Origin of the sequence: Asaia sp. BMEF1, assembly GCF_051628905.1 — a bacterium.
Taxonomy (GTDB): Bacteria; Pseudomonadota; Alphaproteobacteria; order Acetobacterales; family Acetobacteraceae; genus Asaia.
Genome location: NZ_CP157575.1, coordinates 2553820 through 2579529 on the forward strand (window position 1 = coordinate 2553820; position 25710 = coordinate 2579529).

General features: G+C 60.0%; 26 protein-coding genes and 1 riboswitch. Of the genes, 15 read left to right on the top strand and 11 right to left on the bottom strand.

Annotated elements, in window-relative coordinates; genetic code table 11:
- Positions 1 to 27 precede the first annotated feature (27 nt).
- Both ABHV46_RS11345 and ABHV46_RS11350 read right to left on the bottom strand, forming a co-directional pair.
- A complete protein-coding gene (locus ABHV46_RS11345; RefSeq protein WP_438381558.1) occupies positions 28 to 666 on the bottom strand; it encodes a hypothetical protein in 639 nt (212 codons plus the stop codon).
- A gap of 187 nt (positions 667 to 853) precedes the next feature.
- The gene (locus ABHV46_RS11350) at positions 854 to 1483 is read right to left on the bottom strand and encodes a DciA family protein (protein ID WP_438381559.1); all 630 of its coding nucleotides are present in this window, start codon (positions 1481 to 1483) and stop codon (positions 854 to 856) included.
- A gap of 9 nt (positions 1484 to 1492) precedes the next feature.
- Between ABHV46_RS11350 and ABHV46_RS11355 the strand changes: the two genes are divergently transcribed.
- Together ABHV46_RS11355 and ABHV46_RS11360 are read left to right on the top strand one after the other, a co-directional pair.
- Positions 1493 to 2554 carry an A/G-specific adenine glycosylase gene (locus tag ABHV46_RS11355; RefSeq protein WP_438381560.1) on the top strand — a complete coding sequence of 354 codons (1062 nt, stop codon included), beginning with the start codon at positions 1493 to 1495 and terminating at the stop codon, positions 2552 to 2554.
- A gap of 18 nt (positions 2555 to 2572) precedes the next feature.
- Entirely contained in the window at positions 2573 to 3175 is a 603-nt protein-coding gene (locus ABHV46_RS11360) for a hypothetical protein (RefSeq protein ID WP_336946055.1), read from the top strand.
- Here the strand turns inward: ABHV46_RS11360 and ABHV46_RS11365 are convergent.
- Together ABHV46_RS11365 and ABHV46_RS11370 are read right to left on the bottom strand one after the other, a co-directional pair.
- Positions 3170 to 4624: a cryptochrome/photolyase family protein gene (locus tag ABHV46_RS11365; RefSeq protein ID WP_438381561.1), complete on the bottom strand. Its 1455-nt coding sequence runs from the start codon at positions 4622 to 4624 to the stop codon at positions 3170 to 3172. The two genes, ABHV46_RS11360 and ABHV46_RS11365, sit on opposite strands and share 6 nt — an antisense overlap.
- 105 nt (positions 4625 to 4729) lie before the next feature.
- Entirely contained in the window at positions 4730 to 4855 is a 126-nt protein-coding gene (locus ABHV46_RS11370) for a hypothetical protein (protein ID WP_438381562.1), read from the bottom strand.
- Here ABHV46_RS11370 and ABHV46_RS11375 point away from each other — a divergent pair.
- From ABHV46_RS11375 to ABHV46_RS11410, 8 genes are all read left to right on the top strand, one after another.
- On the top strand, positions 4854 to 5048 hold the full coding sequence (locus tag ABHV46_RS11375; RefSeq protein WP_025841906.1) for an entericidin A/B family lipoprotein: 195 nt from the start codon (positions 4854 to 4856) through the stop codon (positions 5046 to 5048). The genes ABHV46_RS11370 and ABHV46_RS11375 overlap by 2 nt on opposite strands.
- A gap of 182 nt (positions 5049 to 5230) precedes the next feature.
- Positions 5231 to 5379: riboswitch (FMN riboswitch) on the top strand.
- A 63-nt stretch (positions 5380 to 5442) separates the two neighbouring features.
- Positions 5443 to 6543 (top strand): bifunctional diaminohydroxyphosphoribosylaminopyrimidine deaminase/5-amino-6-(5-phosphoribosylamino)uracil reductase RibD, encoded by a 1101-nt coding sequence (ribD, locus tag ABHV46_RS11380; protein ID WP_438381563.1) that lies wholly within the window; start codon positions 5443 to 5445, stop codon positions 6541 to 6543.
- Complete coding sequence (locus ABHV46_RS11385; RefSeq protein WP_438381564.1) at positions 6543 to 7154, top strand: riboflavin synthase; 612 nt, start codon at positions 6543 to 6545, stop codon at positions 7152 to 7154. The genes ribD and ABHV46_RS11385 overlap by 1 nt, the downstream gene beginning before the upstream one ends.
- Positions 7155 to 7162: 8 nt before the next feature.
- Positions 7163 to 8440 carry a 3,4-dihydroxy-2-butanone-4-phosphate synthase gene (ribB, locus tag ABHV46_RS11390; RefSeq protein WP_408870642.1) on the top strand — a complete coding sequence of 426 codons (1278 nt, stop codon included), beginning with the start codon at positions 7163 to 7165 and terminating at the stop codon, positions 8438 to 8440.
- A gap of 10 nt (positions 8441 to 8450) precedes the next feature.
- On the top strand, positions 8451 to 8924 hold the full coding sequence (gene ribH / locus ABHV46_RS11395; RefSeq protein ID WP_336946060.1) for a 6,7-dimethyl-8-ribityllumazine synthase: 474 nt from the start codon (positions 8451 to 8453) through the stop codon (positions 8922 to 8924).
- A gap of 115 nt (positions 8925 to 9039) precedes the next feature.
- The gene (locus tag ABHV46_RS11400; protein WP_438381565.1) at positions 9040 to 11634 is read left to right on the top strand and encodes an MMPL family transporter; all 2595 of its coding nucleotides are present in this window, start codon (positions 9040 to 9042) and stop codon (positions 11632 to 11634) included.
- Positions 11635 to 11743: 109 nt separating this feature from the next.
- Positions 11744 to 13201: a carbohydrate porin gene (locus tag ABHV46_RS11405; RefSeq protein ID WP_438381566.1), complete on the top strand. Its 1458-nt coding sequence runs from the start codon at positions 11744 to 11746 to the stop codon at positions 13199 to 13201.
- A gap of 115 nt (positions 13202 to 13316) precedes the next feature.
- On the top strand, positions 13317 to 14066 hold the full coding sequence (locus tag ABHV46_RS11410; protein ID WP_438381567.1) for an AIM24 family protein: 750 nt from the start codon (positions 13317 to 13319) through the stop codon (positions 14064 to 14066).
- Between the two features lie 27 nt (positions 14067 to 14093).
- On the opposite strand, the gene ABHV46_RS11415 is transcribed toward ABHV46_RS11410, so the two are convergent.
- From ABHV46_RS11415 to ABHV46_RS11435, 5 genes are all read right to left on the bottom strand, one after another.
- The gene (locus ABHV46_RS11415) at positions 14094 to 14849 is read right to left on the bottom strand and encodes a hypothetical protein (RefSeq protein WP_438381568.1); all 756 of its coding nucleotides are present in this window, start codon (positions 14847 to 14849) and stop codon (positions 14094 to 14096) included.
- A gap of 58 nt (positions 14850 to 14907) precedes the next feature.
- Positions 14908 to 15270 carry a hypothetical protein gene (locus ABHV46_RS11420; protein WP_438381569.1) on the bottom strand — a complete coding sequence of 121 codons (363 nt, stop codon included), beginning with the start codon at positions 15268 to 15270 and terminating at the stop codon, positions 14908 to 14910.
- 786 nt (positions 15271 to 16056) lie between these two features.
- On the bottom strand, positions 16057 to 16422 hold the full coding sequence (locus ABHV46_RS11425; protein ID WP_438381570.1) for a hypothetical protein: 366 nt from the start codon (positions 16420 to 16422) through the stop codon (positions 16057 to 16059).
- A gap of 319 nt (positions 16423 to 16741) precedes the next feature.
- Entirely contained in the window at positions 16742 to 17542 is an 801-nt protein-coding gene (gene cysE, locus ABHV46_RS11430) for a serine O-acetyltransferase (RefSeq protein ID WP_438381571.1), read from the bottom strand.
- The gene (locus ABHV46_RS11435; protein WP_438381572.1) at positions 17539 to 18753 is read right to left on the bottom strand and encodes a UbiH/UbiF/VisC/COQ6 family ubiquinone biosynthesis hydroxylase; all 1215 of its coding nucleotides are present in this window, start codon (positions 18751 to 18753) and stop codon (positions 17539 to 17541) included. The genes cysE and ABHV46_RS11435 overlap by 4 nt, the downstream gene beginning before the upstream one ends.
- A gap of 179 nt (positions 18754 to 18932) precedes the next feature.
- Here ABHV46_RS11435 and glnK point away from each other — a divergent pair, with 179 nt between their 5' ends.
- Genes glnK through ABHV46_RS11450 form a run of 3 tightly spaced genes read left to right on the top strand, consistent with a single transcriptional unit; the run spans position 18933 to position 21155 of the window.
- Complete coding sequence (gene glnK / locus ABHV46_RS11440) at positions 18933 to 19271, top strand: P-II family nitrogen regulator (protein ID WP_025841918.1); 339 nt, start codon at positions 18933 to 18935, stop codon at positions 19269 to 19271.
- Between the two features lie 5 nt (positions 19272 to 19276).
- On the top strand, positions 19277 to 20608 hold the full coding sequence (locus tag ABHV46_RS11445) for an ammonium transporter (protein ID WP_438384375.1): 1332 nt from the start codon (positions 19277 to 19279) through the stop codon (positions 20606 to 20608).
- A gap of 28 nt (positions 20609 to 20636) precedes the next feature.
- Positions 20637 to 21155, top strand: a complete 519-nt coding sequence (locus ABHV46_RS11450; protein ID WP_336946070.1) for a hypothetical protein — start codon at positions 20637 to 20639, stop codon at positions 21153 to 21155.
- Between the two features lie 75 nt (positions 21156 to 21230).
- Here ABHV46_RS11450 and ABHV46_RS11455 read toward each other — a convergent pair whose 3' ends face one another.
- A complete protein-coding gene (locus tag ABHV46_RS11455; RefSeq protein ID WP_438381573.1) occupies positions 21231 to 22211 on the bottom strand; it encodes a sugar-binding transcriptional regulator in 981 nt (326 codons plus the stop codon).
- Between the two features lie 136 nt (positions 22212 to 22347).
- Between ABHV46_RS11455 and ABHV46_RS11460 the strand changes: the two genes are divergently transcribed.
- Complete coding sequence (locus ABHV46_RS11460) at positions 22348 to 23037, top strand: transaldolase family protein (RefSeq protein WP_438381574.1); 690 nt, start codon at positions 22348 to 22350, stop codon at positions 23035 to 23037.
- Positions 23038 to 23097: 60 nt separating this feature from the next.
- The gene (locus ABHV46_RS11465) at positions 23098 to 24033 is read left to right on the top strand and encodes a carbohydrate kinase family protein (RefSeq protein WP_438381575.1); all 936 of its coding nucleotides are present in this window, start codon (positions 23098 to 23100) and stop codon (positions 24031 to 24033) included.
- Positions 24034 to 24274: 241 nt separating this feature from the next.
- On the opposite strand, the gene ABHV46_RS11470 is transcribed toward ABHV46_RS11465, so the two are convergent.
- Positions 24275 to 25474: a nucleoside hydrolase gene (locus ABHV46_RS11470; RefSeq protein WP_438381576.1), complete on the bottom strand. Its 1200-nt coding sequence runs from the start codon at positions 25472 to 25474 to the stop codon at positions 24275 to 24277.
- Between the last annotated feature and the right edge of the window lie 236 nt (positions 25475 to 25710).

Consider the following 25710-nt stretch of genomic DNA (forward strand, 5'->3'; position numbering starts at 1 on the left):
CGGCCTGCACCTTTTTTCCTGTCCCGGTCAGTAGCCGTTGGGGTCTGGGTCGCCGGTGTAGGCGTTCGGATAGGTTCCGGGATACGTGCCGGGATAGGTATAGCCCGGAGCAGGCGGACAATTGGCGTAGCCCCCGCATTGATAGGTGTAGGGGGTCGCCGCATAGCCCCCGCCATAATAGGGGTTGGCGTAATAGGGGCTGGTTACGGCAGCGCCGATGACGGCACCAGTTGCGACACCGAGGCCCCATCCGCCCCAGCCACCGCCCCAACCGCCCCAGCCCCAGCCGCCGCCCCATCCAGGCGAGCCCCAGCCATATCCAACCCAGCCCGGACCACCCCAGCCCCAGCCAGGGCCGCGCCAGCCGCCGCCCCATGGGCGGCCCCAACCGCCACCGCCATAATATCCTCCACGACCGCCCCAGCCCCCGCCGGGGCCAGCGCCGCGCCAACCGCCTGGACCGCCGCCGCCACGCCAGCCGCCCGGTCCGCCCCCTCCAGGGCCTCCACCGTGCCAGCCGCCCGGCCCACCACCGCCTGGGCCTCCGCCGCCGCCATGAAATCCGCCGCCCGGTCCGCCTCCACCGTGGAAACCTCCACCGCCGCCTCGTTGCGCATGGGCAGAGAGGGGCACCAGCAGAGGCAGGGCCAGAAGAACTGCCCTCAATCTGTAGGATCCATGCATGGCTTCAGCTTTCCCTTCCATGGAGAACGGTCAGATTCCACTCTCCCTCTCCTGCATATCGTGCTGCGAAGGGGCGGAATAAAGACGAAAGCGTAACTGCGCGATTTCGTTTCGTGACAAATGGTCGGCGCATGTAGAATTCAGGGCGGGTAAGGGTTTTTCAGGGGTGTCAGCGTTTCGGTTTGCGCCGTATGTGCCCACCCAGACGGGCCAGTACGGCCTGCAACTCGCCTTCCTTCATGTCCGGTATGGAAACAGGCTGCGGCACGGGGCGTGCGGCTGGCGTGACAGGGCGCATGATCGACGGGTCCTGCAGGATCTTGATCCTCTTCACCAGAATGGAGCCGTCATCGAAACGCAGGTCCCTCCCGCTGCGTAGAGGCCCGCAATGGGTGTTGATGCGTTCTATGAGCTGGGGGGCCAGATGCTGAAGTTCCAGTGCGACGGGGCCAGTGCAGGCGATGGTCAGTGTGCCTGCGCTGACCCGTCTGGGCTCTGTCTGACTTGCAAGCGCCGGGCCTACGATTTCGGCCCAGTCGAGGATCAGCCTTATGGCCGGGGCCGCACGCTTGCTGAAAGCCGGCTTAGTGACCTGAGGCAGAATCGAGCCCAGAGCGCGTCCGGTCATGGCACGGCGTTCCTTGGGGCGTTCTGGCGCGGCGGAAGGGGGCGGCTCTTTCTTCGCGCCTTGTCTCGGCGTCGTCTTGTCGCTGGCCTGGCGTGAGGCAGCCGCAAAGCGCGGTGGTTTATCGGAAGACGTGCGTGCGCGGCTCTTGTCCGAAGGCAAATCTCGCTTCATATCGCCGGGGTGACTCCTTCAGCTTCTGCACTTCTCGACTGGTATGCCCATCAAAGGCGTGTTCTGCCCTGGCGCGCTCTGCCCGGTCAGGCAGCCGATCCCTATGCCGTGTGGCTGAGCGAGATCATGTTGCAGCAGACGACCGTGGTGACGGTTATGCCGTATTATGAGCGGTTTCTGAAGCGCTATCCTACCGTGCAGGATCTGGCCGCGGCGCCGTTGCAGGACGTGCTCGCCCTTTGGGCGGGGCTTGGCTATTACAGCCGCGCCCGCAATCTCCATGCCTGCGCGCAGGCCGTGGCAATGCTTGGCGATTTCCCCTCCGATGTTGCAGGGCTACAGGCTCTGCCGGGCATAGGCGCCTATACGGCGCGTGCCGTGGCGGCAATCGCGTTTGGCGTGCCGGTCGTACCGGTCGATGGCAATGTCGAACGTATTACGTCGCGTCTGCATGCCGAAGAGGCGCCGTTGCCCGGAGTGCGCCGCAGACTGGATCATCTGGCCAGCCTGCTCAATGACGATCCAGCAGCGCGTGCGGCCCCGAGCGATTTCGCGCAGGCGCTGTTCGATCTGGGGGCTGGGCTCTGCACGCCGCGGCGCCCGTCCTGTCTCATGTGCCCTTGGCGTGGTGTATGCAGAGCCCATGCTTCTGGAGCACCGGAACGTTTTCCGGTACGCGCGCCGCGCAAGGTCAAGCCTGAGCGACATGGCGTCGTTTTCCTCCTCAGCGATAGCGAGGGTGCCATCTGGCTGCGTCAGCGCCCCGAGAAAGGTCTGCTTGGCGGCATGACGGAGCTGCCCGGCACAGCATGGCTGGATGGGGCCCAGAGCATGCTCGAGGCTCTGGGTGAAGCGCCGGTGGAGGCCGCGTGGAAAGAGGCTGGACAGATACGTCATGTTTTCACACATTTCACGTTGTATCTGAGGGTTATGACGGCGCGTGTGCCCGATTTCGGCCCGCTGCATAACCAGCGCGGTTTTGCCTGTGCGCCGGAGAACCTTTCTCGCCAGGCCTTGCCCAGCGTAATGCAAAAATGCCTGACGGTCGCAGGCGTTGCTTCTGCCGACTGAAGAAAGAGAGTTTCACCCATGCTTTATGCGTCTGCCCGTTTCTGGCTTCTCGATTTCTTCGGTCATGTCGTCGATCACGACCCGCTGCGCGACTGCCTGTTTTCGATTGCCCCGCCGCCCGGGCGTTATCCCGGCCTGTTTTTCTTCGCTGATAACGCCTCGCTCACCGAATTTACCGTGACGTTGCGCAAGGTCGTTTCGTTGCCCATGCCGATACCGCAATTGTTGGCAACGCGATTGCCGAGTGGCGTCGTTACCCTGAGGAGGATGGATGGCACGGGGCGATACCTGCGCAGCGTCGAGAATGAGGGGATCGATTTCCAGGCCGTCGAAGCGAAAGACTGGGAGCATTTTTTCATACTCTCCGAGCCTATGATGCATGCCTACGCCATTCTCAGTCAGGATAGCGTCAGCACGATCACCGATGAGCGCGGCGAGGTGCAGGCGCCTCTGCGCCTCGTTCAGGGCCATAACGGCCAGATTGGCGATAATCTGTTTTCACTCGCTGCCAATCTTGCGGCTCTGGAGGATGTGGCCAGCCTGGGGGCAGGCATGGCCGCGCCTCTTGTTCTCATCCGGCGCGACGGTGAGCGCGTGACGCTTCAGATCACAAGGTCATGAACCGCGCGTCTTCCGATAGGCGACCATGGCGCGGTCGCGCCCCTCGCTGAGAGAGACGATCGGTCTCGGGTAGGTCTTGCCGAGCCTGATCCCGGCTTTTTCCAGCAGTTCGGGCGCGGCCTCCCAAGGGGCGGCAATGGCGTCGTCTGGGAGTTTCGAAAGTTCGGGCACCCAGCGACGGATGTAATCGCCGTTGGGGTCGAACTTGTCTGCCTGGCGCAGCGGGTTGAAAATGCGGAAAAATGGCGAGGCGTCTATTCCTGTCCCGGCGACCCATTGCCAGTTGACCGCATTCGATGCCGGGTCGGCGTCGATCAGCGTGTCCCAGAACCAGCTTTCCCCTTCGCGCCAGTCGATCAGCAAATGCTTGGCCAGAAACGAGGCGACGATCATGCGCGCCCGATTATGCATCCAGCCGGTCTCCCAGAGCTGACGCATTCCGGCATCCACGACAGGGATGCCGGTCTGGCCACGCTGCCAGGCGCCGAGATCCTTCTTGCTGTGGCGCCAGCCGAGCGCGTCAAACTGGGATTTGAGATTTCTGTCAGGCAGATGCGGGTTATGGAAAAGTGTGTACCAAGAGAAATCGCGCCAACCGAGTTCCGAAAGATAGATCTCCCTGTCTTCCTTTTCACCTTTGTCGGCGCAGATATGCCAGACCTGCCGAGGTGAGAGCACACCGAGGCGCAGATAAGGCGATAGTCGCGAGCTTTCCTCCGCTGCCATGTCGTTGCGACCGGTCTCGTAGTGGCTGAGCGGGCCGGAGGCGAAATCATGGGCGATTTCTTGGGCGGCGTCTTCGCCGAGCTCCCAATATTCGGCCATCTTGCTTGCCCAGTCGGGTTTGCGCGGGAGGAGCGCCTCGCCGATGTCTCGCGGTGAAAGGGCCTTCTTCGGTTTTTCAAGAGCCTCTTCCCATTTCATGAAGGCGCATTTCCCCGGCGCCGGCACGGGCCTGGGCGGGGCACCAAGGGCCTTGAAGCCTTTCCACCAGGCCGAAAAGATCTTGTAGGGCGTGCCGGATTTGGTGGTGACCGTTTCGGGCGGCCGCAGCACCGTGCCATGCAGGCGGATCATCTCCCGCCCGGCCTCGCTTAATGTCCTGGCGATGGCGTCGTCCTGCCCGCGTGCGGCTTTCTGATAGCGATAATGGCAGTAGAGCGCTTCGGCGCCTGTTTCTTCCATCAATTGCGGTATCAGCTTCGCCGGATCGCCTTCGAGAATGAGGCAGGTGCCCCCCTTGTCCTCCACGCTCTTCGTGAAAGCGATGAGTGTCTCATGCAGAAACCATTTCAGCGCGCCGCCAAAGGGGCGCGTTGCCCCTGAGGTATCGAGCACATAGACGCACAAACAGGACCCGGCGGCGTCCAGGGCCGCATTCAGGGCAGGGTGATCGGCAAGACGGAGATCGTCCCTGAACCAGAGAAGGGCAGGCGATTTGCGGGTCATGAAAATCCTGATGCGGGGAGCGGAGCAAGAAAGGGCAGAAGCAGGGAAAGCGCAGGAAACCGCCATCGGTTCGACATGAAAAAAATGGCGCGTTACTGCCTCTGTTCAGATCGCACTGCCTGCCGACAAGTCAGCGCCAGAAAAAGTGAAGATCTCTTTTGTAACGTAGAAAACCGTCTCATGATCAGGGCGTTGAATGGCCCCAAACATTTTATTAGGGAAATGTTCCATGACCACGGTTTCCTTCCTCCGCACTGGTGCTCTTGCTGTCATGCTGGCGCTTCCGGCTCTTGGCCTTACCGCCTGCAACACGCTCGACGGGGCCGGTCGCGATGTCAGCTCCGTCGGTCACGACGTGAGCCGTGGCGCGAATGCCACCCAGGGCGCAATCCACAACTCGGTTCCGCAGGCGGCAACGCACTAAACGAACCAGTCCAGCATTGGATTGCCGGGAAAGGGTGGAGCGAGGCTCCGCCCTTTTTTTATGCGCCTCGCCTGTAGCGCGTTCCAATAAGGGCCGAGGGGCAGCTTCGTAGGCCTCCCCTTGCAAATTGCCTGCAAGACGGCACATAGTAGGCATCCGGTCATGAAGACCGGGTTTACAAACGACGTTCTCGGGGCGGGGTGAAACTCCCCACCGGCGGTAGGTGCCTTGGCACGAGCCCGCGAGCGCTTTCGGCTTCTGGGCCGGGAGGTCAGCAGATCCGGTCAGAATCCGGAGCCGACGGTCATAGTCCGGATGGAAGAGAACAGAAAACGCTCTCACCATGGCTTGCCGTGGCGGGGACGAAGAATGTTCGCGCCTGGGGGCCGTCCTGATGGGATGGGACCGTATTGCCGTGCCGGGAGTTTTCTCCTCCAGACCTGACCCGGAAAAGGGCGTTCTGACCGAGTCCGTTCTCGACTCGGTCCGTCTGGGTTTTGAGTCAGCGCTTGATGAAGCTTCGCGCTATCTCGGCGCCACCTCTCCCAATCCCGCGGTTGGCTGCACCCTGCTCGATCGTGACGGGGCAATTCTCGTTACTGAGGCGCATCATCGCACGGGTGCGCGTCATGCTGAGGCGCTGGCGCTGCACAAGGCACGCGAGCTGGGCGTGATCGACCGGGTGGCGACCGCATTTGTGACGCTCGAGCCCTGCAATCATGTCGGTCGTACCCCCCCATGCAGTGAGGCCCTGCGCGACAGCCCGGTCAGCACGGTCTGGGTCGGAATGCGCGATCCCAATCCGGTCGCCGGTGGTGGCATTGCCCGTCTGCGCCAGATGCCTGAGGGCCGAGTGGTCCATCTTCTTGAAGATCATCCCAGCCTCGCCGAGACCCACCGGGCCTGCCAGGCACTGATAGCGCCCTTCGCAACGCGTATTTTGAAGCAGCGCCCCTGGATTACGGTCAAGCAGGCCTGCGATGCGACAGGCTTGATGATCCCGCCCGAGGGTAAGACGACCTTCACCAGTCAGACCTCTCTCGAGATCGCCCACCGCCTGAGGCGGGCGAGCGATGCGATCATCACCGGCATCGGCACGGTGCTGGCCGATCGCCCGCGCTTTACCGTCCGTCATGTACCCGATCACGACGACAGGGGACCGCGTCTGGTAGTGGTCTGCGACCGTCAGAACCGCCTGCCGGATTCCTGGCGCGAGACGATGATCGGCAGCGGATACAGGGTGATCGTGTCTCGCGATCTGGCCGAAATTCCCGCCCTTCTCGGCGATCATGGCGTGAACTGGGCCATGGTCGAAGCGGGGCCGGCGCTTCTGGGCGAAATCGAGGCGCTTGGCCTGTGGGATGACTGGCTGACCATAAGCGCCTCGCATGAGGGGCCCGACCGATGTTCGGTGCGCTCTCACGGACCTTCCCCCCTGCGTTTCATACTTGATGAAGGGGCGCAGCCCCTTCCTGCTGACAAGGCTGCATTCTGATGTTTTCAGGCATTATCGAGCATATCGGCCGCATCAAAACCGTAGAATCTCGCGACCAGGCCATTCTGCTTCAGGTCGAGACGGGACTTTCGGATATGGATCTGGGTGAGAGCATTGCCGTCAACGGGGTCTGTCTGACGGTCGCCGCTTATGATTCCTCGGGTCTTGCCGATTTCTTCGTCAGTGCAGAGACCCTGGCGCGCACGGCTCTAGGGCGGCTGAAGGAGGGCTCGCGAGTCAATCTCGAGCGGGCCAGTACGCCAGCCACCCGATTGTCGGGCCATATCGTGCAGGGTCATGTCGATGGTCTGGCCGAACTCGTGGCGGTGCGGTCGGTCGGTGAGTCGCATCACATTACCTTTCGCCTTCCTGCTGCGCTGCGCGGCTATGTGGTCGAGAAAGGCTCTATCGCGCTCGATGGCGTCAGCCTGACGGTCAATGAGGTGAGCGATGTGGCCGATGGCGCCTTCACCATCGCGCTGATGATCATCCCCCACACCTGGGAGCATACGGGCCTTTCGGAACTTTCAGCAGGGGCGAGCGCCAACGTAGAGGTCGATGTTCTGGCCAAATATGTCGAGAGCCTGCTGAAATACGGGGTGCGCTCATGAGCACGATGCTGTCCTACCCGCTCGCACGGGCCATTACGGCGCTTCGCGAGGGGCGTATGGTCATGATGGTCGATGACGAAGGCCGCGAAAACGAGGGTGATCTGGTAATTGCCGCGCAATTCGCGACGCCTGACGCCGTCAATTTCATGGCGACTCATGCGCGTGGGCTGATCTGCCTGCCGCTCGAAGCCGAGCAGATCGACCGCCTAGACCTGCCCATGATGCCCAGACGCGGGCATGATCCACGTGGAACGGCCTTTACTGTTTCCATCGAGGCGACGACCGGCATCACAACCGGTATTTCCGCAGCAGACCGCGCCCGCACGATCCAGCTTGCAGGCCATCCCGAGGCGCGGCCGGAGGATATCAGCACGCCGGGTCATATCTTTCCGCTGCGTGCCCATCCTGAAGGGACCATCGCTCGTGACGGTCATACAGAAGGCGCTATCGACCTTGCCCGTCTTGCGGGGCTTCATCCGGCTGCGGTGATCTGCGAGGTCATGAGCGATGACGGCACGATGGCGCGTCTGCCTGAATTGCAGGCATTTGCGTCACGTCACGATATGCCGGTCATCAGCATCGAAGAGATCGCCGCATGGTGCCGCGTGCAGGGCCGCGAGGCCCTGAGCGAGATCGAGCTGCCCGCGCCCGTGCCGCCTGCGGTCGAACGCATTGCCGAGGCCGCGCTGCCGAGCGTCTATGGTGGCCATGACCTGCGTATCCAGGCCTTCCGGGCGCCGGATGGCATCGAGCATGTGGCGCTGGTCAAGGGCGATCTCACAAAGGGCGTTCCGCTCGTGCGCCTGCATTCCGAATGCGTGACCGGCGATGCGCTGGGGTCTCTGCGCTGCGATTGCGGTCCTCAGCTTCGCGAAGCGCTCGAGCGTATCGCAGCAGCACCTTCGGGAGCGCTGGTCTATCTGCGTGGCCATGAGGGCAGGGGCATTGGCCTCGGTAACAAGATCAGGGCTTACGCATTGCAGGACGAGGGCAAGGATACGCTCGAGGCCAATCTCGAACTCGGCCTGCCCGGCGATGCGCGCGACTGGGTGACCGGCGCCGGCATTCTCGAATTGCTCGGCATCCACACCCTGACCCTGTTGACCAACAACCCCAGCAAGGTATCGGGCCTTGAGGCTGCCGGGCTGAAAGTGGTCAGTCAGGAGCGTCTCGAAGCCGGATACAACCCGTTCAACCGCGCCTATCTTCACGCTAAACGCACCCGGATGGGGCATCAACTCAGCGATGTCTGGCCGGAACTCGTCGAGACCATGGTTCAGAAATAAGGATCACCCCATGAGCAAGTCCATTCCTGTCGCCCCCGATCTCACTCTGGTGCCGACGCCCAAGCTCGCTTTGCTCGTCAGCCGCTTCAATACCGATGTCACGCATGGTCTTCGCGATGGCGCGCTCGAATGGCTCGAGGAGCATGGCATTCGCGATGTCGATGTGTTCGACGCGCCCGGTGCCTTCGAATTGCCGCTCATGGCGCAGGCTCTCGCCAAGACAGGCACCTATGAGGGCGTGATCTGCCTCGGTTGCGTCATCAAGGGCGACACGGCCCATTTCGAGTTCATCAGTCTTGGCGCAACCATCGGTATCATGCAGGCGCAGCTTGCCACCGAGACGCCCATCTCGTTTGGCGTACTCACGACCTATACCGATGAGCAGGCCCAGGCCCGCTCGCGCAAGGATGCGCATAACAAAGGTCGCGAGGCTTCTGCTGCCTGTGTCGAGACGCTCGCCTTTCTGCGCAACACGCGCAACTGACCGAAGCGTTACAAGAGTGTGACGCATGAAGTTTCCCAATCGGGAGACAATGCTCTAAACCTGCCCGGACCGTGACGCCTTGGCGTCTCACCGTGGCAGGGTTAATCGCACTCCAATGCTTGCAAATTTCATCGGCTCGATCGTCTCGTTCTGCACAAGACGCGCCTGGATCGTTATTTTCCTTTTCACGCTTCTGACGGCGGGTAGCCTGTTTCTGACAGTGCAACGTCTCGGTGTGACGACGGATACCGATGAAATGTTTGCCGCGAGCCTGCCCTGGAAACAGCGTGGGGCCGAGTTGAGCCGGCTTTTCCCGCAAAATGACGATCTGATGGTCGCCATCATCAAGGCAGACATGCCCGAACAGGGGCGCGCCACGGCACGCGAACTGGCGAAGATCCTGCGTGCCGATCACAAGAATTTCCACACCGTCAGACTGCCTGATGATTCGCCTTTCCTTGAAAATCACGGCCTTCTTTATCTCGACAAGCCTGTGCTCGGCTCCTTGCTCGATTCCATCGTTGCTGCGCAGCCCTTTCTGGGCACGCTTTCTGCCGATCCGTCTGCACGAGGGATCTTTTCAGCGCTTGGCCTGATGGGTGAGGGCCTCTCGGCCGGTGAAGACATTCCCGAGAGCTTCACGCCAGAGCTTCAGGGTTTTGCCAAAGCGCTGCATGAGGCTGCGGAGGGTCATCCGCAGGATCTCTCATGGCAGAATCTTCTGGCGGGGCCGCTGGCTAATATGGCGGGCGATTATCAATATGTGCTTACGCAGCCGCATCAGGATTTCGGCTCGCTTCAGCCCGGTGGCGAGGCGAGTGCCGCCATGCGCAGGGCGATCGATTCTCTGCCTTTCGTCAAAAGCGGCAACGCGATTGCGATGATTACCGGCCCTGTTCAGCTCAGCGATGAGGAGTTCTCGACCGTGGCCCATGGTATGGGGCTGGGGCTGCTGACCTCGCTGGTTCTGGTGGCTTGCTGGCTGGTGCTGGCCGTGCGCTCCGTGCGTGTCATCGTGCCCATTCTGATCACGCTCGTGATCGGACTGCTGCTCACAACGGGGTTCGCGGCCATTGCCGTGGGCAAGCTCAATCTGATTTCGGTCGCGTTCGCCGTGCTGTTCGTCGGGATTGCCGTCGATTTTGCCATCCAGTTCTCGGTGCGTTTTCGCGGGCAGCGTCCGGCCTCAGGGGGCGACATGTCGCCTGCCGATGCACTGGCCGAGACGGGGCGTGAAACCGGGCATCAGATCCTCGTAGCCTCTCTCGCGACGGCGGCGGGCTTTCTCGCTTTTGTGCCGACCAATTTCGTGGGTGTGGCGCAGCTCGGTTTGATCGCCGGTATCGGCATGATCATCGCTTTTCTGTGCACCATGACGTTGCTGCCTTCACTGCTTTGCCTGTTCCGTGCGCGTCTGAGCCGTGGTGAGCCGGGCTTCAGGAAACTTGCAGGTGCGGATCGCCTGCTGCGTCGTTTCCGCAAACCTGTTCTGGCCTTTTTCGCTCTGCTGGCCCTGCTCGGTCTGGCGCTTATTCCACGCTTGAGCTTCGACGCCGATCCACTGCATACCAAGAACCCCGATACCGAGGGCATGAGGGCGCTTCATCTTCTGGAGCAGGACCCACGCGCCTCGCCTTATGATGGCGAGGTCATCGTTCCCAATCTCAAAATCGCGGCGGAGCGGGTGAAGCAGTTCGAAGCCCTGCCCAGCGTCTCGTCTGTCATGTGGCTTGGGATGTTCGTGCCTGAAAACCAGACCGAAAAACTGGCGATGATCCAGGATACGGCCTCGATTCTGCTGCCGACCCTCGTGGGACAGGAGGTGCAGCCAGCGCCCGATGCCAATGCGTTGCGCGCCAGCGCGGCTGCAGCTTCGGGCAAGCTCGGAGCCGTGCTCGACAAGACGGCGCCGGGCTCGCCCCTGCGTGATATCCAGAAATCGCTCGCCCTGCTCGCCAAGGCGCCCGACGCGCAAATTCTTGCTGCCAATACGGCGCTGACACGCTTCCTGCCGGAGCAGCTTGCCCAGCTGGTGGATGTGCTTCAGCCGACCCCCGTGACGCTCGAGGGTATTCCTCAGGATATCGCGCGCGATTACGTGCTGCCTGATGGGCGCGCCCTGCTCAAGATCCTGCCCAAAGGGCGTATGTCTGACAGCAAGGTGCTGTATCACTTCCTCAGCGACATGCTCTCTGTCGACAAGAATACGGCGGGGACGGCGCTCGAAGTGGTCGAGAGCGCGCATACCATGGTCCATGCCTTTTCAACGGCGGCGATCTCGGCGCTGGTCATGATCGCGATCATTCTGTTCGTCGCGCTGCGTCGTCTGCTGGATATGGTGCTGGTTCTGGCCCCTCTGATGCTTTCGGCCCTGCTGACGGTCATTCTGATCGTGACCGTGCCCGAGACGCTGAACTTCGCCAATATCATCGCCTTGCCGTTGCTGCTGGGTGTAGGCGTATCGTTCAACATCTATTTCGTCATGAACTGGCGCGCGGGCATCAAAAGCCCGCTGACGTCGCCTACCGCACGCGCCGTTCTGTTTTCAGCGCTTACCACGGGCACGGCCTTCGGTTCGCTGGCGGCATCGCAGCATCCTGGCACGGCGAGCATGGGGCGCCTGCTGCTGATGTCTCTCGCCTGCACGCTTCTCGCTACGCTGACCTTCATTCCGGCCCTGCTTCCCAAGCGCAAGATCGACGCGGAATAGGCGAGCCTCCCGCTGCGGGCGGAGCGGATCTACCCGGAATATGGGTGGTCAGGCGAGGCGATCGGATGATAGGGACGTGCATTCTATTCTGTCGTGAGCTTCGCCTATCGTGTCGAAATCCTTCTTTCGCTGGAGTCTCGCAGCGGCCTGTCTGGCCGGATTTTCGGCGCCCATGCCTGTCTGGGCGGGAGAAGACGATGAGGAAGAGACGGGGTCGGAACCCAGCTACCAGATCAACGATCCTTTTCCTGACCGGCCCCTGCAACCGACCAGCGTGCCCGCTTTTGGCCAGCCCAAGGCGGTTTTCTATAACCCTTACGGTCTGACCGACTGGCTGCGTCGCCGTGGTATCGGGGTGCTGCTCGACAATATCAACGAATATGCGGCTGCGGTCACACCACCGACGAAGGATGTGGGCGATTATCGCCAGGGTTCGAGCAATGCCGGGCAATATGCGCTGTCGCTCAATGTCGATTGGGAGCGTATCGCCCATATAAAGGGCTTTGCGACTCATATGGTCGTGACAGGGCGTTATGGCACACCGGCCAATCGCATGTTCGGCGACTGGCTGAATCATTCCTCAGAAATCTATGGCGGTGGCGGCAATGTGGTGGTGCATCTCGTCATGGCCTATGGCGAGGAGACGCTCTATGGCGGCAAGCTTTCGATTGCCGCAGGGCGAATGGCCGAGCTCTCCGATTTCGCGGCCAGCCCGCTTTACTGCACCTTTCAGATGAATGCGATTTGCGGGCGACCGCGTGCCGCCGCCGATACGGGCTATGCCTCGACCTTCCCCGCCGGAAACTGGGGGTTGCGCGTGCGTGGCCGCCCTCTACCGCAGTCCTATATCCAGCTCGGTCTCTATCTGACCGAAGAGGGCATGTTCTCGTACACGATGAATCGCAGCGGGTTCAAATTCAACAGCGCCTATATCAATGGCGTCAGAATGCCGCTCGAACTGGGCTGGGAGCCGAAACTCGGGGGCCATCTGCCCGGCCATTACAAGATCGGTGCCGCGCTTACCACGGCACCGCTTTCGGATATTCATGAAGACCAGTATGGCCAGCCTTATGTGCTGACCGGACTGATCCAGAGGCAGCATCGCGCCAGTTTCAATACCTGGGTGCTGATGGATCAGAAGCTCACGACCTATCGTCGTGACAAGACAGGCAAGGACAGCGATTCAGGCCTGACCGCGCTCTGGGGATTTCTGTATAATGACAAGCGCGTCTCCCTGCGTAACTGGCAGGTCTATGGCGGTCTGATCAGCCGCGGCACCTGGGCGTCACGCCCTGAGGATACGATTGCACTGGCCTTCAGCTATACCGCCATTTCACCGGGCGTGCAGCGCACCGAGGCATTGCTGCGCGCTCAGGGCGCCGTGTTGCCTTATCGCGCGACCGGCATACAGCGCCATGCGATTGTGATCGAAGCCAATTATGGCTGGCACGCTTTTCGCGGCGTGCTGATGCAGCCGATGGTTCAGGCCTTCATCCGCCCGAACGGGCAGGGCAATCTCAGGGACGCGGTACTTCTGGGCTTCAAGACCCATGTGGAATTTCTCTGACAGCGCCTGTGTGCGGGTTCGTTGCGAAAAGAGACGGGTTGGGTGATTTTCTCCCTGCACTGAAGCTGCCGATCGTGCCAAGCTTTGTGTCTCATTGTTGCAGGGAGCCTCTGGCATGGATGTGCAAATCGACGGGTCGCTTTTTCCGGTGCTTCGCATAGCGCTTCAGCCGGGCGAGCGCCTGGTGGCCGAGACGGGTGAACTCTCCTGGAAGAGCCCGCACGTGACCCTGAGCACGAGCACTGCCGGGGCAGGCAATAGCGGGTTTTTCGGCTCTGTTTCGCGCATGATTGCAGGCGGCGGCCTGTTCATGACCGAATATCGTGCCGAAGGGGCACCCGGCATGGTAGCCTTTGCCGCCAAGATACCGGGCCATATCACCGAGCACGCGCTGGACGGGTCACGCGCCTATCTCGTGCATCGCCACGGGTTTATTGCCGGGACCGAAGGGGTGCGTCTCGATATGGCGTTCCAGCGCAAGCTGGGCGCAGGGCTGTTCGGCGGTGAGGGCTTTGTGCTGCAACGTATCTCTGGCTACGGCCGGTTCTGGGCCGAGCTTGGCGGCGAGATCATCGCGCATGATCTCGCGCCCGGTGAGCAGATAGATGTGCATCCCGGTCATGTCGGCATGTTCGAAGAGAGCGTGCAGTTCGATATCACGACACTGCCCGGCATACGCAACAAGCTGTTCGGCGGTGATGGGCTGTTTCTTGCCAGACTGACAGGACCGGGGCGGATCTGGCTTCAGACCCTTACCCTGTCCAATCTGGCAGGCGCACTTGGTCCCTATCTCGGCGCCACGGAAGCGACGGGTGCGGCAGAGGGCACGTTGCTCGGCTCGCTCGTTCGCAAGGCCTTTGACTGATTTGAGAGACGTGCGATCCGGCCGGTCTCAGGGGAGCCGGGCGGCCCGTAATTTTGCCATAAGCAGGTCCTCCGAAGGCGGACGCGCATAGAGCGTATCGAGGGGAACCGCCTCTTGTTCCAGCATCCAGGCGACCTCCAGATGATAGCGTCGGTAGAGCCTGCTTCGGGCCACATCCATCAGGGGATCATGCGCCTGGAAACGCGCCAGATTATCCCTCAAATCGAAGTCACCGCCCTTGCCGACGAGATCGGCATAGCCCTCGTTGAGCCATGTCGGATAGGTCACGGCGAAGAAACGACCAAACGCGCGACCTTGCATCACATGCGTTGCTTCATGGGCAATGTAATAGGCGAGTGGGCGCACCTTGGCGTCCGCTATCGGCCCAGCGTAGGGTGGAATGATCCTGTCATGGGGGATGTCCGACTCACGGAGATAGATATTGGACGTGAGAGGCCCGATCACGATGCCACCGACATCGGGATGAAACACCCCGTGAAGCTGTAACCGCCAGCGCGTATTGCAGAAAAAAACGTGAAAGCGTTGCTCTGACGTATAGAGAACCGATGTCCGCAGCCGTCGCGTCGCATCATCCAGAACGACAGAAATATGGTCGTCGATGGGGCGATCCGACCAGACATCGAATTGCTGGTAATGGAGACGGAAAGCGAAAGCGGGCTGAGGGTAAGCCAGTGTGGCGATATACAGGCCGAACGCGCCTGTCAGGCAAAGAGTGGCCCGACAGGAGGACCTCCAGATCTTTCTCCGGCCCCGATGTCCCATTTCTTACGTCCCCTGTGCTTGGACGTTCATCAGGTTGGGGATCAGGTTGATCTGATTATCAACCCACATAGCCAATACGTGTTCCATGCCAAAGCTGCGCAAATTTTTCTAGCGTTATAAAAAAGAGATAGTACTCAAGATCATCGATTAATGACCCCCGGACTATACGCTTTGGCCAATCGGAAAGGATCCGATCTGCTACCTCCTCGGGGGTATCGCCGGAAAATATAGGTCTATCTTCGTTATAGTTGAACTCTATTATTATATTTTTGTTTATGCCGTATACGAGAAATTCTTTAAATAATTTTCTTTTCTTTTCTGAATTCACATCAATTTCATCGATCCCTGTATGGATAAATAGCGTACGGCAGGATGTGACAGAGAAGTCCTTTAGGCATTTATCCCAAACGGTATAGTCCATGAGTTCGATCCACAGTTTTGAGCGGGGAAACGCCTCCTATGAACAGGCCGGCAACCTGCTCACGGTGCCTAGGATACACCGCAACCTCACCGGGCTGAAACGAAAAAATAAGGTTATCGATAGGAGATATTGGAATTGTAAATAGAATTACTCTACGTAACCGATGTTTGTCCCATGGAAAAGCTGTGCAAATTTGGTTAGTGTTGAGAGATAAATTCCAAAATCCCCGTCTTCTCCTAGAAATCCGTCAATTTTCTTGTTAGGCCATGTGGATAGTATTCAATTAGCGACGATATGGGGAATATCGCCGGAAAATATGAGTCTTTCGTTATCATAGTCATACTCTGTTATAATATTCTTATTCATGCCATAGATAAGAAATTCCCTGAATAAAGATTTTTTCTGTTCTGAATCCAAGTTCGAATCGTCTATTCCGGTATGTACGAACAACGTCCTGCAGGATGCTCCCGAAAAATGCTCAAGGCATTCATCCCATAGTTTTTTATTTATCATATCTGCATCCTGCTAAAATTTTTAGGTTCATAGATCAAGCATTGGTAGGATTTGATAACCCTCGCGGAAGATCAATTGTCAATTTATCAGTGGTCGCCCTTTTCCGACGACGCCGACTTTCTTTTCAGTCGGAATTCACCCTTCGCTGTTTTTACAGTCCAAACCTTCTTCACGCCGGGAAGATATCAATGGTCAAGGAACACAATGCTCCTTGAGTAGGGCTCTGCAGGCTAGCTAGTATCTAAAAGAACAAATAAGTTCCAAGAATGTCGTTCAACCTACATAGCCAAGACGCGTTCCATGCCAAAGCTGGGCAAACTTGTTCAAGGTTATGAAATAAAGAAAAAAATCCTTATCTTTTTCCAGAGAGCCTTCAATTGTTTTCTTTGGCCAGTCTGAAAGAATACGGTCGGCTACAATTTCCGGGCTCTCCCCTGAAAATACTGGTAGATCGCGATCATAGTCAAACTCAATGACCAGGTTTTTTTCCATGCCATATACAAGAAATTCTTTAAACATTTCCTTCTTTTCGCAAGACGATATATCTAATTCGTCTATTCCTGTTCCTATAAGTAAAGTCTTACAGGAAGCTCCTGAGAAATCCTTGAGACATTCGTCCCACAGTTTTTTATCAATCATCTCGTAATCCTGTTAAAACCCAAGTTTTCTGAGATCGGGCTTGAGACAGCTCCTACTCTTAGAGGTTCAAGAGCAGAGATTTCGTATCTTTTCCTAATTCGCGAGAGCCTAGAGGTTTTCCTCTTCGATGAGCACATCTGTCTCTTTAGAATTTTTCAACTCCTAGGCGGCGAGATATTATGGATAAATCGATAGGGTGGTTCTCTACGGTGCAGCCGTCTCAACTACCGGATGAATGATCTTCGTTTTCGAGGCTTTTTTGTAAAAAACCACGTCGCTGCGAGCCGGGGCCAATCCGACTCACAGCGCGCTAGGCCGGTCAGATCACGTAATCCACCGGGGGCAGGCGCTGATCCATCGCCAGGGCGGGCATGCTGGTGTGGCGCGTGCCGATGCGGCGGGCCGGATTGCCGACGACAGTAGTGTAGGGATGAACGCTCTCCAGCACCACTGAACCTGCGCCGATCTTGGCGCCTTCCCCGAGCTCGATATTGCCGAGAACAATGGCACCGGCGCCCACCAGAACACCGCGACGCACCTTGGGGTGACGATTGCCCGTTTCCTTGCCGGTGCCGCCCAGCGTCACGCCCTGAAGCAGAGAGACGTCATCTTCGATAATGCAGGTCTCACCGATGATGATCCCGGCACCATGATCGAACACCAGACGTCGCCCGAGCTGGGCCGCCGGGTGGATGTCGAGGCCGAAGCGCTCGCTCACCAGACTCTGGATATGGCGGGCCAGATGCTGGCGGTCATGTTGCCAAAGCCAATGCGCGATACGATAGGCCTGAATGGCGTGATAGCCTTTGAAGAACAGGAAAGGCGTCACGTAATCGGGGCAGGCGGCATCGCGCTCGAAAATCGCGATCATGTCTTCGGCAGCGGCTTCGGCGATCTCGGGGCTTTCGATCAGTGCTGAGGTAACAAGCGCGGAGAGCACGGGCGCCGAAAGCGCCCTGTCGGCCAGTTTGGTACCGAGCAAGGCCGCGAGCGCGCCCTGAAAATTGCGGTGGTCGCTGATTCCGGTCGCAAATACACCCTGAATCAGCACATCGCAGCAGACATCGCTCTGTTTGAGCATTTCCTGCCAGATGACGGTGAGATCGGGTGGTGTGCTCATAGCCCCATGGCCTTCTTCACGAAGGCGCGCCGCAGGCCCGGCAGACGGTTCATCGCCTCCAGACCCAGATCGCGCCCGAAACGCAGAACCGGATTATCATTGCCGAAAAGCCGCTCCAGCCCGTCACAGGCGGCCATCATGGCCATGTTTCCGGGGCGCACACGGCGCTGATAGCGGGTAAGAAGATCGGCAGCGCCGAGATCGCCCCCTTTGGTGAAACGCTCTTCAAGCAGGGCTGCCAAGGCGATGACGTCCTTGAAGCCGACATTCAGCCCCTGTCCCGCAATCGGGTGCAGCCCGTGGGCGGAATCGCCTGCCAGAGCCAGGCGGGGGGCGATATAACGTTGCGCATATTGGGCAGAGAGCGGGTAGATCCAGCGGCGGCCGACCGGCACGGCATTGCCGACATCGTCACCCAGACGCTGCATGATCGCTTTGGCAAAACCGCTCTCGTCGAGGGCGTAGAAACGTTCCGCGCGGCTTGTCGATTCGGCCCAGACAATGGCCGAGCGATAGGGATGCTCGGCATTGCCGGGCAGAGGCAGGCGCGCAAATGGACCTTGGGGCAGAAAATGTTCGAGCGCGCGGTCTTCATGTGGTCGCTCGTGATGGATGATGCTGATCAGCCCGCACTGATTATAGGGCAGGCGCGTCACCATGATGCCCGCCTGCTGGCGCAGCGGGCTCTGCCTGCCTTCGGCGGCAATGACGAGTGCGGCGCGGTATTGCATCCCCGAGCCGAGCGTGATCGTGACGTGGTTCTCTTCGAAAACGAAGCTGCCGGTTTCCGGGGCAACCACCTCGAGGGCCCCTTCATGGGTGGTCAGGGCATGATTGAGTGCGGCGCGCAGATCGCGTGCCTCGATCATCCAGCCGAACGGGGTTTTCGCGCCATTCTCGACAGGCGCGTCGTCCGGCGAAAAGCACAGCCCATGGCGTGAGGCGGCCTGACCAGGGCGGCCGTCGCTGACGGTAATGCTGCGTATGGGTTGGGAAGGGTTCGGCAGATGCTGCCATATCCCGGCCGCGTCGAGCATACGGCGCGAGCCCTCGGTAATGGCGTAAGCGCGGCCGTCGAGCGACGGATGCTCCATTCCGGGCAGGGGCGCGCGGTCGATCAGCAGGATTCGCAGGCCCGAAGCCGCAAGACGACAGGCCAGAGTCGCCCCAACCGGACCGGCGCCGTTGATGCAGATATCGACCTGTCGCATGGGGCTTATTTCTCCACAGCCTGAATAACCGTGGCTTTTTTAATGCAGTCCCGGGAAATGGGAAATGGATCGTTATCGGCCCTTGCCAATCTCGTTATGAAACTGGCACGATTTACGTTCATGAGAACTGGCAGAACTGTTTGCGAAAACAGAGGTCTGCTGCGGCGCGGAGGGACGTAATGAAGCTCATCACGGCGATTATCAAGCCGTTTAAACTGGACGATGTCCGTGAAGCTCTCACCCCGTTAGGGGTTCAGGGGCTAACGGTTACCGAGATCAAGGGTTTCGGTCGTCAGAAGGGACAGACGGAGATTTATCGAGGGGCAGAATACCAGGTCAGTTTCCTGCCCAAGGTCAAGATCGAGATCGCCGTGACCGACGATATCGTCGATGAGGTGGTCGAAGCGATCCTCAATGCTGCGCGCACCGGCAAGATCGGCGATGGCAAGATCTTCGTCTCGCCGCTCGACACTGTCATCCGCATCCGAACCGGTGAAACGGGAGAAACCGCCATATGAGCCGCATGTTCAAGGCGCTAGCTCCCCTTTCCCTCGCTCTTACGCCGCTGCCTGCTTTCGCAGCCCCTGCCGCCATCGATACGGGCGACACTGCCTGGATGCTCGTCAGCACGGCACTCGTTCTGCTGATGACCATCCCCGGTGTGGGCCTGTTCTATGCTGGTATGGTACGCAAGAAAAACGTGCTGGCCACGCTCATCCAGTCTTTCGCCATTTGTTGTATCGCGAGCCTTGTCTGGCTCGTGGTGGGCTACAGCCTTGCTTTCGGCACGGGCACGCCCTGGATCGGCGATATGTCGCGCTTCATGCTGAACGGCGTTGCCGAGCATATCAGCAAGGGTGTCGATCAGGCCTTCACCATGGGCGCCAACTCGGCCAACCCGGTGGCGATGACCATCCCCGAGAGCGTCTGGGTCATGTTCCAGATGACCTTCGCCATCATCACCCCGGCCCTGATCGCGGGCAGCTTTGCCGAGCGCATGAAGTTCTCGGCGCTCTGCGTCTTCACCGTTCTGTGGTCGCTGCTGGTCTATGCCCCGATCGCGCACTGGGTCTGGAGCCCGCTCGGCTGGGTGGCCGGTATTGGTGCCGTCGATTTTGCCGGTGGTACGGTCGTTCACATCAATTCCGGTGTTGCCGGTCTCGTGGCGGCTCTGGTTCTGGGCAAGCGCCGTGGCTATGGGCATGAAGATCTGTCGCCCTTCAACCTGACCTACGCCATCATCGGCGCCTCGCTGCTCTGGGTGGGCTGGTTCGGCTTCAATGCCGGTTCGGCCGGTGGTGCCAATGGTCGTGCAGGCATGGCCATGCTGACCACGCAGATCGCCACCGCAGGCGGTGCGATGGCCTGGATGGCCGCAGAATGGATCCATTCCCGTAAGCCGACGGCTCTGGGCATCATCTCGGGCGCGGTGGCCGGTCTGGTCGCCATCACCCCGGCTGCCGGTTTCGTTCTGGCCGGTCCGGCGCTTATCATCGGTCTCGTGGCGGGTGTGGTCTGCTTCTGGGCTTCTGCCATTCTCAAGCCGCGCCTCGGTTATGACGACAGCCTCGACGCCTTCGGCGTTCACGGCACGGGTGGTATCGTTGGTGCGCTACTTACGGGTGTGTTCGCCTATGGTCCGCTTTCGGCAACCGATGCCAATCCTGCCGGTGTGGTGGGCTCTTTTGCCCAGTTCATCCGTCAGGCCGAAGCAGTTGGCGTCACCATCGTCTGGTGCGTGATCTTCACCTTCATCATCCTGAAGGCGATCGATCTCACAATCGGCCTGCGTGTCACGCGTGATGAGGAACTTGAAGGACTGGACATGGTTCTTCATGGCGAGCGGATCAACTGATCCGCACCGTCCTATCGGAGAAATGCCAATGGCACTGAAACGCTCATCTGCTCGCACTTTCTCGGGCCGCGCTCTTCTGGCCAGTCTCATGATCGGAGGGGCAGTCAGCGCCAGCCCCTCGGCTCTGGCGCTGACCGCCAAGGAATGCCATGCGAAGTTTCAGGCTGCCGAAAAGGCGGGCACGCTGAACGGCCAGAAATACAAGGACTTCAAGGCCGCTCAATGCGGCGAGGTGTCGACTCAGGCGGCGCAGCAGAACATGCCCGCCGCTGAGAAAGAGGCAGCTACCGACAAGAAAGTGACCAGCGAGGCCCCGGCCTCACCGGGTGCGGGCATTGCCTCCAAACCCAGCGCAGTCGCTTCCGGCAATGTCGTGTTCCCGTCGGCCGTATCGGCGCAATATGCCAAGCTTTCTGCTGGCAAGGCCCGCATGAAAACCTGTCTCGACCAGTATCATGCAAACCAGCAGAGCGGCGGCAATGGCGCGCTCAAATGGATTCAGAAGGGCGGTGGCTATTACTCGCAGTGCAATGCAAAGTTGAAATAACAGCCTGTTTTTTTCCCAATTGAAGACGCCGCCCTTTCATTTCGAGGGGCGGCATTTTTTTTGGCGAATGCTGATTCAGTCTGTTGTGTCGTGGAGGGCCAGCAGGGCACGTGCAGCTCCCTCGTCTGTTATAAGCGTATGGCAGCCCAGTCGCCTGATCGCGGCAAGAATGGCGCCCGCACGCGCCTCACCACCAGAGGCAATGACCAGATGACGCGTCTCCGCTACAACGGAGAGCGCGACCGACATGATACGGCTGTTGACAGGGTGGGCTATCTCACAGCCTTGGGCATCGAGGGCGTGACACATCACATCGCAGAGCGCGCCGCTTTCGATCAGGCGCTCATACTCGGGCTCAGAGATGAGGCCACGCGACAATGCCGTCGCGCCGGTCCCGATATCGCCGACACCCAGTACCGCCATGTCGAGCGAGGCTGCCATGCGATCGAGCCTGTCGAGCCCGCATTTCTCACGCAGAATACGCGCCGTCTCGGGAGCATCGACCAGTAGCGGCGCCGGGTAAAGAAAGCACTCCGCTCCCATGCGGCTGGCGAGTTGCCAGGCGTAATCGGTGCTGTTTTCGCGCCCCGCTTCTATCATGCCGCCCAAGAGTGAAATGACGCGGGTATCGGGCAGGCGAGTGGGGCGAAAGCTGCTCAGTGAGGCTGTGAGGGTCCTGCCCCAACCGACACCGAGGCTCATGCCCTCATGCACTGTCTCTGACAGAAAACGCCCGAGCGCAGCACCGACCGATCGTGTCGCCTCATCCTGACTGCGCGCCTGAGGCACGATAATCGCCTCGGCCAGATCGAAGCGCGCTGCGAGATCGGCGGCAAGGCTGAGAGTCTCTTGTGAGTCGGTCCCGATCCAGATCTGCACCTCGCCGCGACGCAACACCTCTTCCAGCAGACGGATGACCGTACTGCGTGCCAGACCCAGCGCGTCGGCGATGTCTTTCTGGGTCATCTTGCGATCATAATACATCCAGGCCACGCGCAGACGCGTCGCCTTGTCCGATGTCACGCCTCTGCCTTGCATCCGCTTCACGCGTATCATGGTCGTCTTTTCCGCAAATGCTGCGCACCGCTTTTCGGGTGACGCATATGTGTTCGCTAAATCTAACATATGTCCTGACAATAAAACAAAAGTACGTATTCTCCCGGCCATGAGCCAACGAGGTCAGGAGAGTCACATGGTCCAGAAAGCCGCACCTGGCACCCTTTCGGGTGTGAGATTATTTCTCGATACGGCTGATCGCGAGGCACTGGCGCGCTGGCTGCCGACTGGCCTGTTTCATGGCGTGACCACCAATCCGACCATTCTCGACCGTGCCGGACTGCGCAGCATGCTTGACGATATCGCCCCGCTCATGCGCGAAATCCTGGCCTATCCGGTACAAGAGGTTCAGGCCCAGTGCTGGGGTACGGAAACCGAGGCCCTGGTCGAAACCGGTCTCGCCCTTGCCGCTCTCGATCCGCGCCTCGTGGTCAAGGTACCCATCACTGAAAATGGCATCAGAGCGGTGGCGGCCCTGCACGAGCGCGGCGTGCGCACGACGCTCACTGCGGTCTATGCCGCGCATCAGGCGCTGACGGCAGTGGCTGCCGGGGCCGATTATGTTGCCCCTTATTTCGGGCGCATCGGCGATAGTGGACGCGATGCTCTGGCCGTTATCAGCGAGATGCAGGCCATTCTGGCCACCTCTGGCACGGCCACACGTTTGCTCGTGGCCAGTTTGCGCCATGCCGAAGACATGGCGCGCCTCGCCTCGCTGGGCTGCGATACCTTCACCTTCAGCCCTGTCGTTGCCGAGCAGCTTTTCTCCGATCCGCAGACGACAGAAGCCGCTGCCGTTTTCGAGGCAACCGCAGCGGGGGCATGATTCCTCTCATTTGTGACGGTTGCCGGAACTGACCCGCGTCTCCCGGATGGAAAGACAGCCATGACACATTCTGTTCTCTGCCTCGGCGAGGCAGTGATCGATTTCATTCCCGTGCAGGCCGGGGGAGGGGCAGCCTATCGTCCCTGTCTCGGTGGGTCGTCCTATAACGTCGCGCGTGCCTTGGGCAGGCTCGGCGTGCCGACAGAATATGGCTGTGCCGTGTCGACCGATCTTTTCGGCGACCAGTTCGTGGCCGGTCTGAACGAAAGTCGGGTTGGGCAACGCTTTCTGCAAAGGCTGGACGCCCCCTCGACTCTCGGTTTCGTCAGCCTCGACCAGGCTGAACCAGCCTATGCTTTCTACGATGAGGCTGCGGCAGACCGCATCTGTGAGGCGATGCCCTCCCGTGCGGCGCTTTCCGGGGTAGGGACGCTGCATTTCGGCTCCATCGCGCTTATGCGTGAGCCGACGGCTTCGGCTTACGAACGGCTCTTTCTGCGTGAGGCAGGCGGGGAAAGGCTGGTGAGCTTCGACCCCAATATTCGCGCCTCACTGGTGCGCGACGAGCCGGGTTATCGGGCGCGCATCGACAGGCTTCTTCAGGCTGCCGACATCATCAAGATCAGCGGCGCCGATCTCGACTGGCTCTTTCCCGGATTGCCGCATGAACGAGCCGCCGCCAATTGGCTGGACCATCGTGCCAGAGTGGTGGTCATCACCCATGGCAAGGACGGTGTGAGCGGCTGGAGCCGCATCTCTCATGCGCAAGCCGCTGCCATTCCTACCGATGTGGTCGATACGGTTGGTGCAGGAGACAGCTTCATGGCGGGTTTCCTGGCTGGGCTATATGAAAACGGTCTGCTCACCCCGGAAAATCTGGGCCATCCCTCAGCCGCCGCCTTGCATCACGCGCTCGCCTACGGCCAGAAAGTCGCGAGTGTCACCTGCGCCAAACGGGGGGCGGATTCTCCGTGGAGGGAGCAGCTGACATGGTAAAAGGAGGAGATAGCGCGGGATGTCGAACGACCCGGTGCGATCATCCACTTCGTTTTTCGTGCCGCCTCGGGATCCGCCATGGTCGAAAGACAATCTTTCACGGTTGAAGAATGTCACCCGACCCGGTGGAGCGGTCTCCGCATTAACCTCAGCGCGCCGGTCTGAGGCGTGCGAAAGGCCGAAGAAAGAGACCGGGGTGACACGACGAGATTGGCGAGGCTCCCGAGAGGGGGGGGCATGCTCAGGGTAGGGGTCTGCCGCTCAGCGGTTTTTGTGGGGCGGCAACGAGGCGGTCGATGAGATCTTCGAAGCGGGGGATATCGATTCTCTGCACCACGATCGTTCTGCCTTCGCCAAGACCGGGCTGATAGCCGGGCGACCAGGAAAGAATATCGCCGTAAGACCCGCTGAACTGCGTATTCACATCGACATAGAGATCCGCCTTTTGCGTAATCAGGCTGGGGTCGAGCCAGACTGCAGCGGCGATTTCATCCCAGAGCGGAAAGCCCGGTTCCCGTGTCCTGAGCGAGCGGGCTACAGGGGTATCCGAGCGCGAGAGGCGCTTGAGCAGGGCAGGGGTCAGTTCCGTGTCCGTCGAGGGATCAACCGGTATCATGGTGATCTTTGCCCAGGGCGCGCGCAGAGCGATGCTCGCGCCCTCGGGATCGAAGCGGATATTGAATTCACGGCGAGGCGTGTTCAGAAATTCGCGGGCGAATTGATGCGCTACTTCATCCGGCCGCGTCTGGCGCGGGTTGAGGCTGCCCCCCATATAAACCAGCTCTTTCGCAAGCGAGGCGAATTCCGGGTCCAGGCGCTGGGCCAAGGCAAGATTGGTGAGCGGCCCGGTTGCGATGATCGACACCTGATGCGGATAGCGATGCACCATGTCGATCATGAAATCGGCGGCGCGTTCGGGCTGTGCCTTGATGGTCGGGTTGCCTTGCGGCAGATCTGGAACAACATCGGGTCCGTGATAGGGCGGTAGTTTCTGCAGGGTGGGTTCCACCCAGCGTTTCATCCACACGCCTTTCCAGACCATCTTGCCGTAGAGCGCTTCCCAGCGTTCGGTCTGGGCCTCGGTATTCACCAGCGGATAGGTTGCCCCAGTATAAACGGGCAGATCGGGACGCCCCGCAATCTCAACACCGCGCAGCGCATCGGCCGTAGCCTCCTTTGCCCAGGTATCGCCCGTCACGCTCGTCACGCCGAGCACCTGAACATCGGGGGCCTTGATGACCATCCATTGGGCGAGGGCAAAGCCGTCATCGTCGAGAATGACCTTGCGCGGCTCAGCTTGTGCGGTGCCTGCTGCGAGACCGAAACAGACGATACTAAGACAGCAGCGCCGCAGACGCATGGCATAACCGAGGGCGGAGCCGGCCAGCCCGAAAGCCTTCAACCTGCTTGGCGCGCCGGGAAGGGGCTTGTCAGAACGCATCGATATCTCACTCCTCGAAGGTATTGAAACGCAGGAAAACAGGCTCGTCTCCCGAGTGGGAAGACGGCTCGCGTGCCGCGTGCAGTAAAAGAGGAATGTGTAGCCTGCGACCGATCCCACGCAATGGCGCAACCGCGTGATCGTCGCGAAAACAACGTGAGGGGGCTTAGGCAATAGAGCTGCCGCCTGGCGGTTTGGCCCGCGCTGCGCTGGCAATGCGCTCAGGATCCGCCCGA

What these genes read in the sequence shown, in the direction of transcription:
- ABHV46_RS11350 (WP_438381559.1), bottom strand. Translation starts at nt 1,483, where the DNA reads ATGAAGCGAGATTTGCCTTCGGACAAGAGCCGCGCACGCACGTCTTCC.
- ABHV46_RS11360 (WP_336946055.1), top strand. Translation starts at nt 2,573, where the DNA reads ATGCTTTATGCGTCTGCCCGTTTCTGGCTTCTCGATTTCTTCGGTCAT.
- ABHV46_RS11365 (WP_438381561.1), bottom strand. Translation starts at nt 4,624, where the DNA reads ATGACCCGCAAATCGCCTGCCCTTCTCTGGTTCAGGGACGATCTCCGT.
- ABHV46_RS11375 (WP_025841906.1), top strand. Translation starts at nt 4,854, where the DNA reads ATGACCACGGTTTCCTTCCTCCGCACTGGTGCTCTTGCTGTCATGCTG.
- ABHV46_RS11370 (WP_438381562.1), bottom strand. Translation starts at nt 4,855, where the DNA reads ATGGAACATTTCCCTAATAAAATGTTTGGGGCCATTCAACGCCCTGAT.
- ribD (WP_438381563.1), top strand. Translation starts at nt 5,443, where the DNA reads ATGGGATGGGACCGTATTGCCGTGCCGGGAGTTTTCTCCTCCAGACCT.
- ABHV46_RS11385 (WP_438381564.1), top strand. Translation starts at nt 6,543, where the DNA reads ATGTTTTCAGGCATTATCGAGCATATCGGCCGCATCAAAACCGTAGAA.
- ribH (WP_336946060.1), top strand. Translation starts at nt 8,451, where the DNA reads ATGAGCAAGTCCATTCCTGTCGCCCCCGATCTCACTCTGGTGCCGACG.
- ABHV46_RS11400 (WP_438381565.1), top strand. Translation starts at nt 9,040, where the DNA reads ATGCTTGCAAATTTCATCGGCTCGATCGTCTCGTTCTGCACAAGACGC.
- ABHV46_RS11410 (WP_438381567.1), top strand. Translation starts at nt 13,317, where the DNA reads ATGGATGTGCAAATCGACGGGTCGCTTTTTCCGGTGCTTCGCATAGCG.
- ABHV46_RS11415 (WP_438381568.1), bottom strand. Translation starts at nt 14,849, where the DNA reads ATGGGACATCGGGGCCGGAGAAAGATCTGGAGGTCCTCCTGTCGGGCC.
- ABHV46_RS11420 (WP_438381569.1), bottom strand. Translation starts at nt 15,270, where the DNA reads ATGGACTATACCGTTTGGGATAAATGCCTAAAGGACTTCTCTGTCACA.
- ABHV46_RS11425 (WP_438381570.1), bottom strand. Translation starts at nt 16,422, where the DNA reads ATGATTGATAAAAAACTGTGGGACGAATGTCTCAAGGATTTCTCAGGA.
- cysE (WP_438381571.1), bottom strand. Translation starts at nt 17,542, where the DNA reads ATGAGCACACCACCCGATCTCACCGTCATCTGGCAGGAAATGCTCAAA.
- ABHV46_RS11435 (WP_438381572.1), bottom strand. Translation starts at nt 18,753, where the DNA reads ATGCGACAGGTCGATATCTGCATCAACGGCGCCGGTCCGGTTGGGGCG.
- glnK (WP_025841918.1), top strand. Translation starts at nt 18,933, where the DNA reads ATGAAGCTCATCACGGCGATTATCAAGCCGTTTAAACTGGACGATGTC.
- ABHV46_RS11445 (WP_438384375.1), top strand. Translation starts at nt 19,277, where the DNA reads ATGTTCAAGGCGCTAGCTCCCCTTTCCCTCGCTCTTACGCCGCTGCCT.
- ABHV46_RS11450 (WP_336946070.1), top strand. Translation starts at nt 20,637, where the DNA reads ATGGCACTGAAACGCTCATCTGCTCGCACTTTCTCGGGCCGCGCTCTT.
- ABHV46_RS11455 (WP_438381573.1), bottom strand. Translation starts at nt 22,211, where the DNA reads ATGATACGCGTGAAGCGGATGCAAGGCAGAGGCGTGACATCGGACAAG.
- ABHV46_RS11460 (WP_438381574.1), top strand. Translation starts at nt 22,348, where the DNA reads ATGGTCCAGAAAGCCGCACCTGGCACCCTTTCGGGTGTGAGATTATTT.
- ABHV46_RS11465 (WP_438381575.1), top strand. Translation starts at nt 23,098, where the DNA reads ATGACACATTCTGTTCTCTGCCTCGGCGAGGCAGTGATCGATTTCATT.
- ABHV46_RS11470 (WP_438381576.1), bottom strand. Translation starts at nt 25,474, where the DNA reads ATGCGTTCTGACAAGCCCCTTCCCGGCGCGCCAAGCAGGTTGAAGGCT.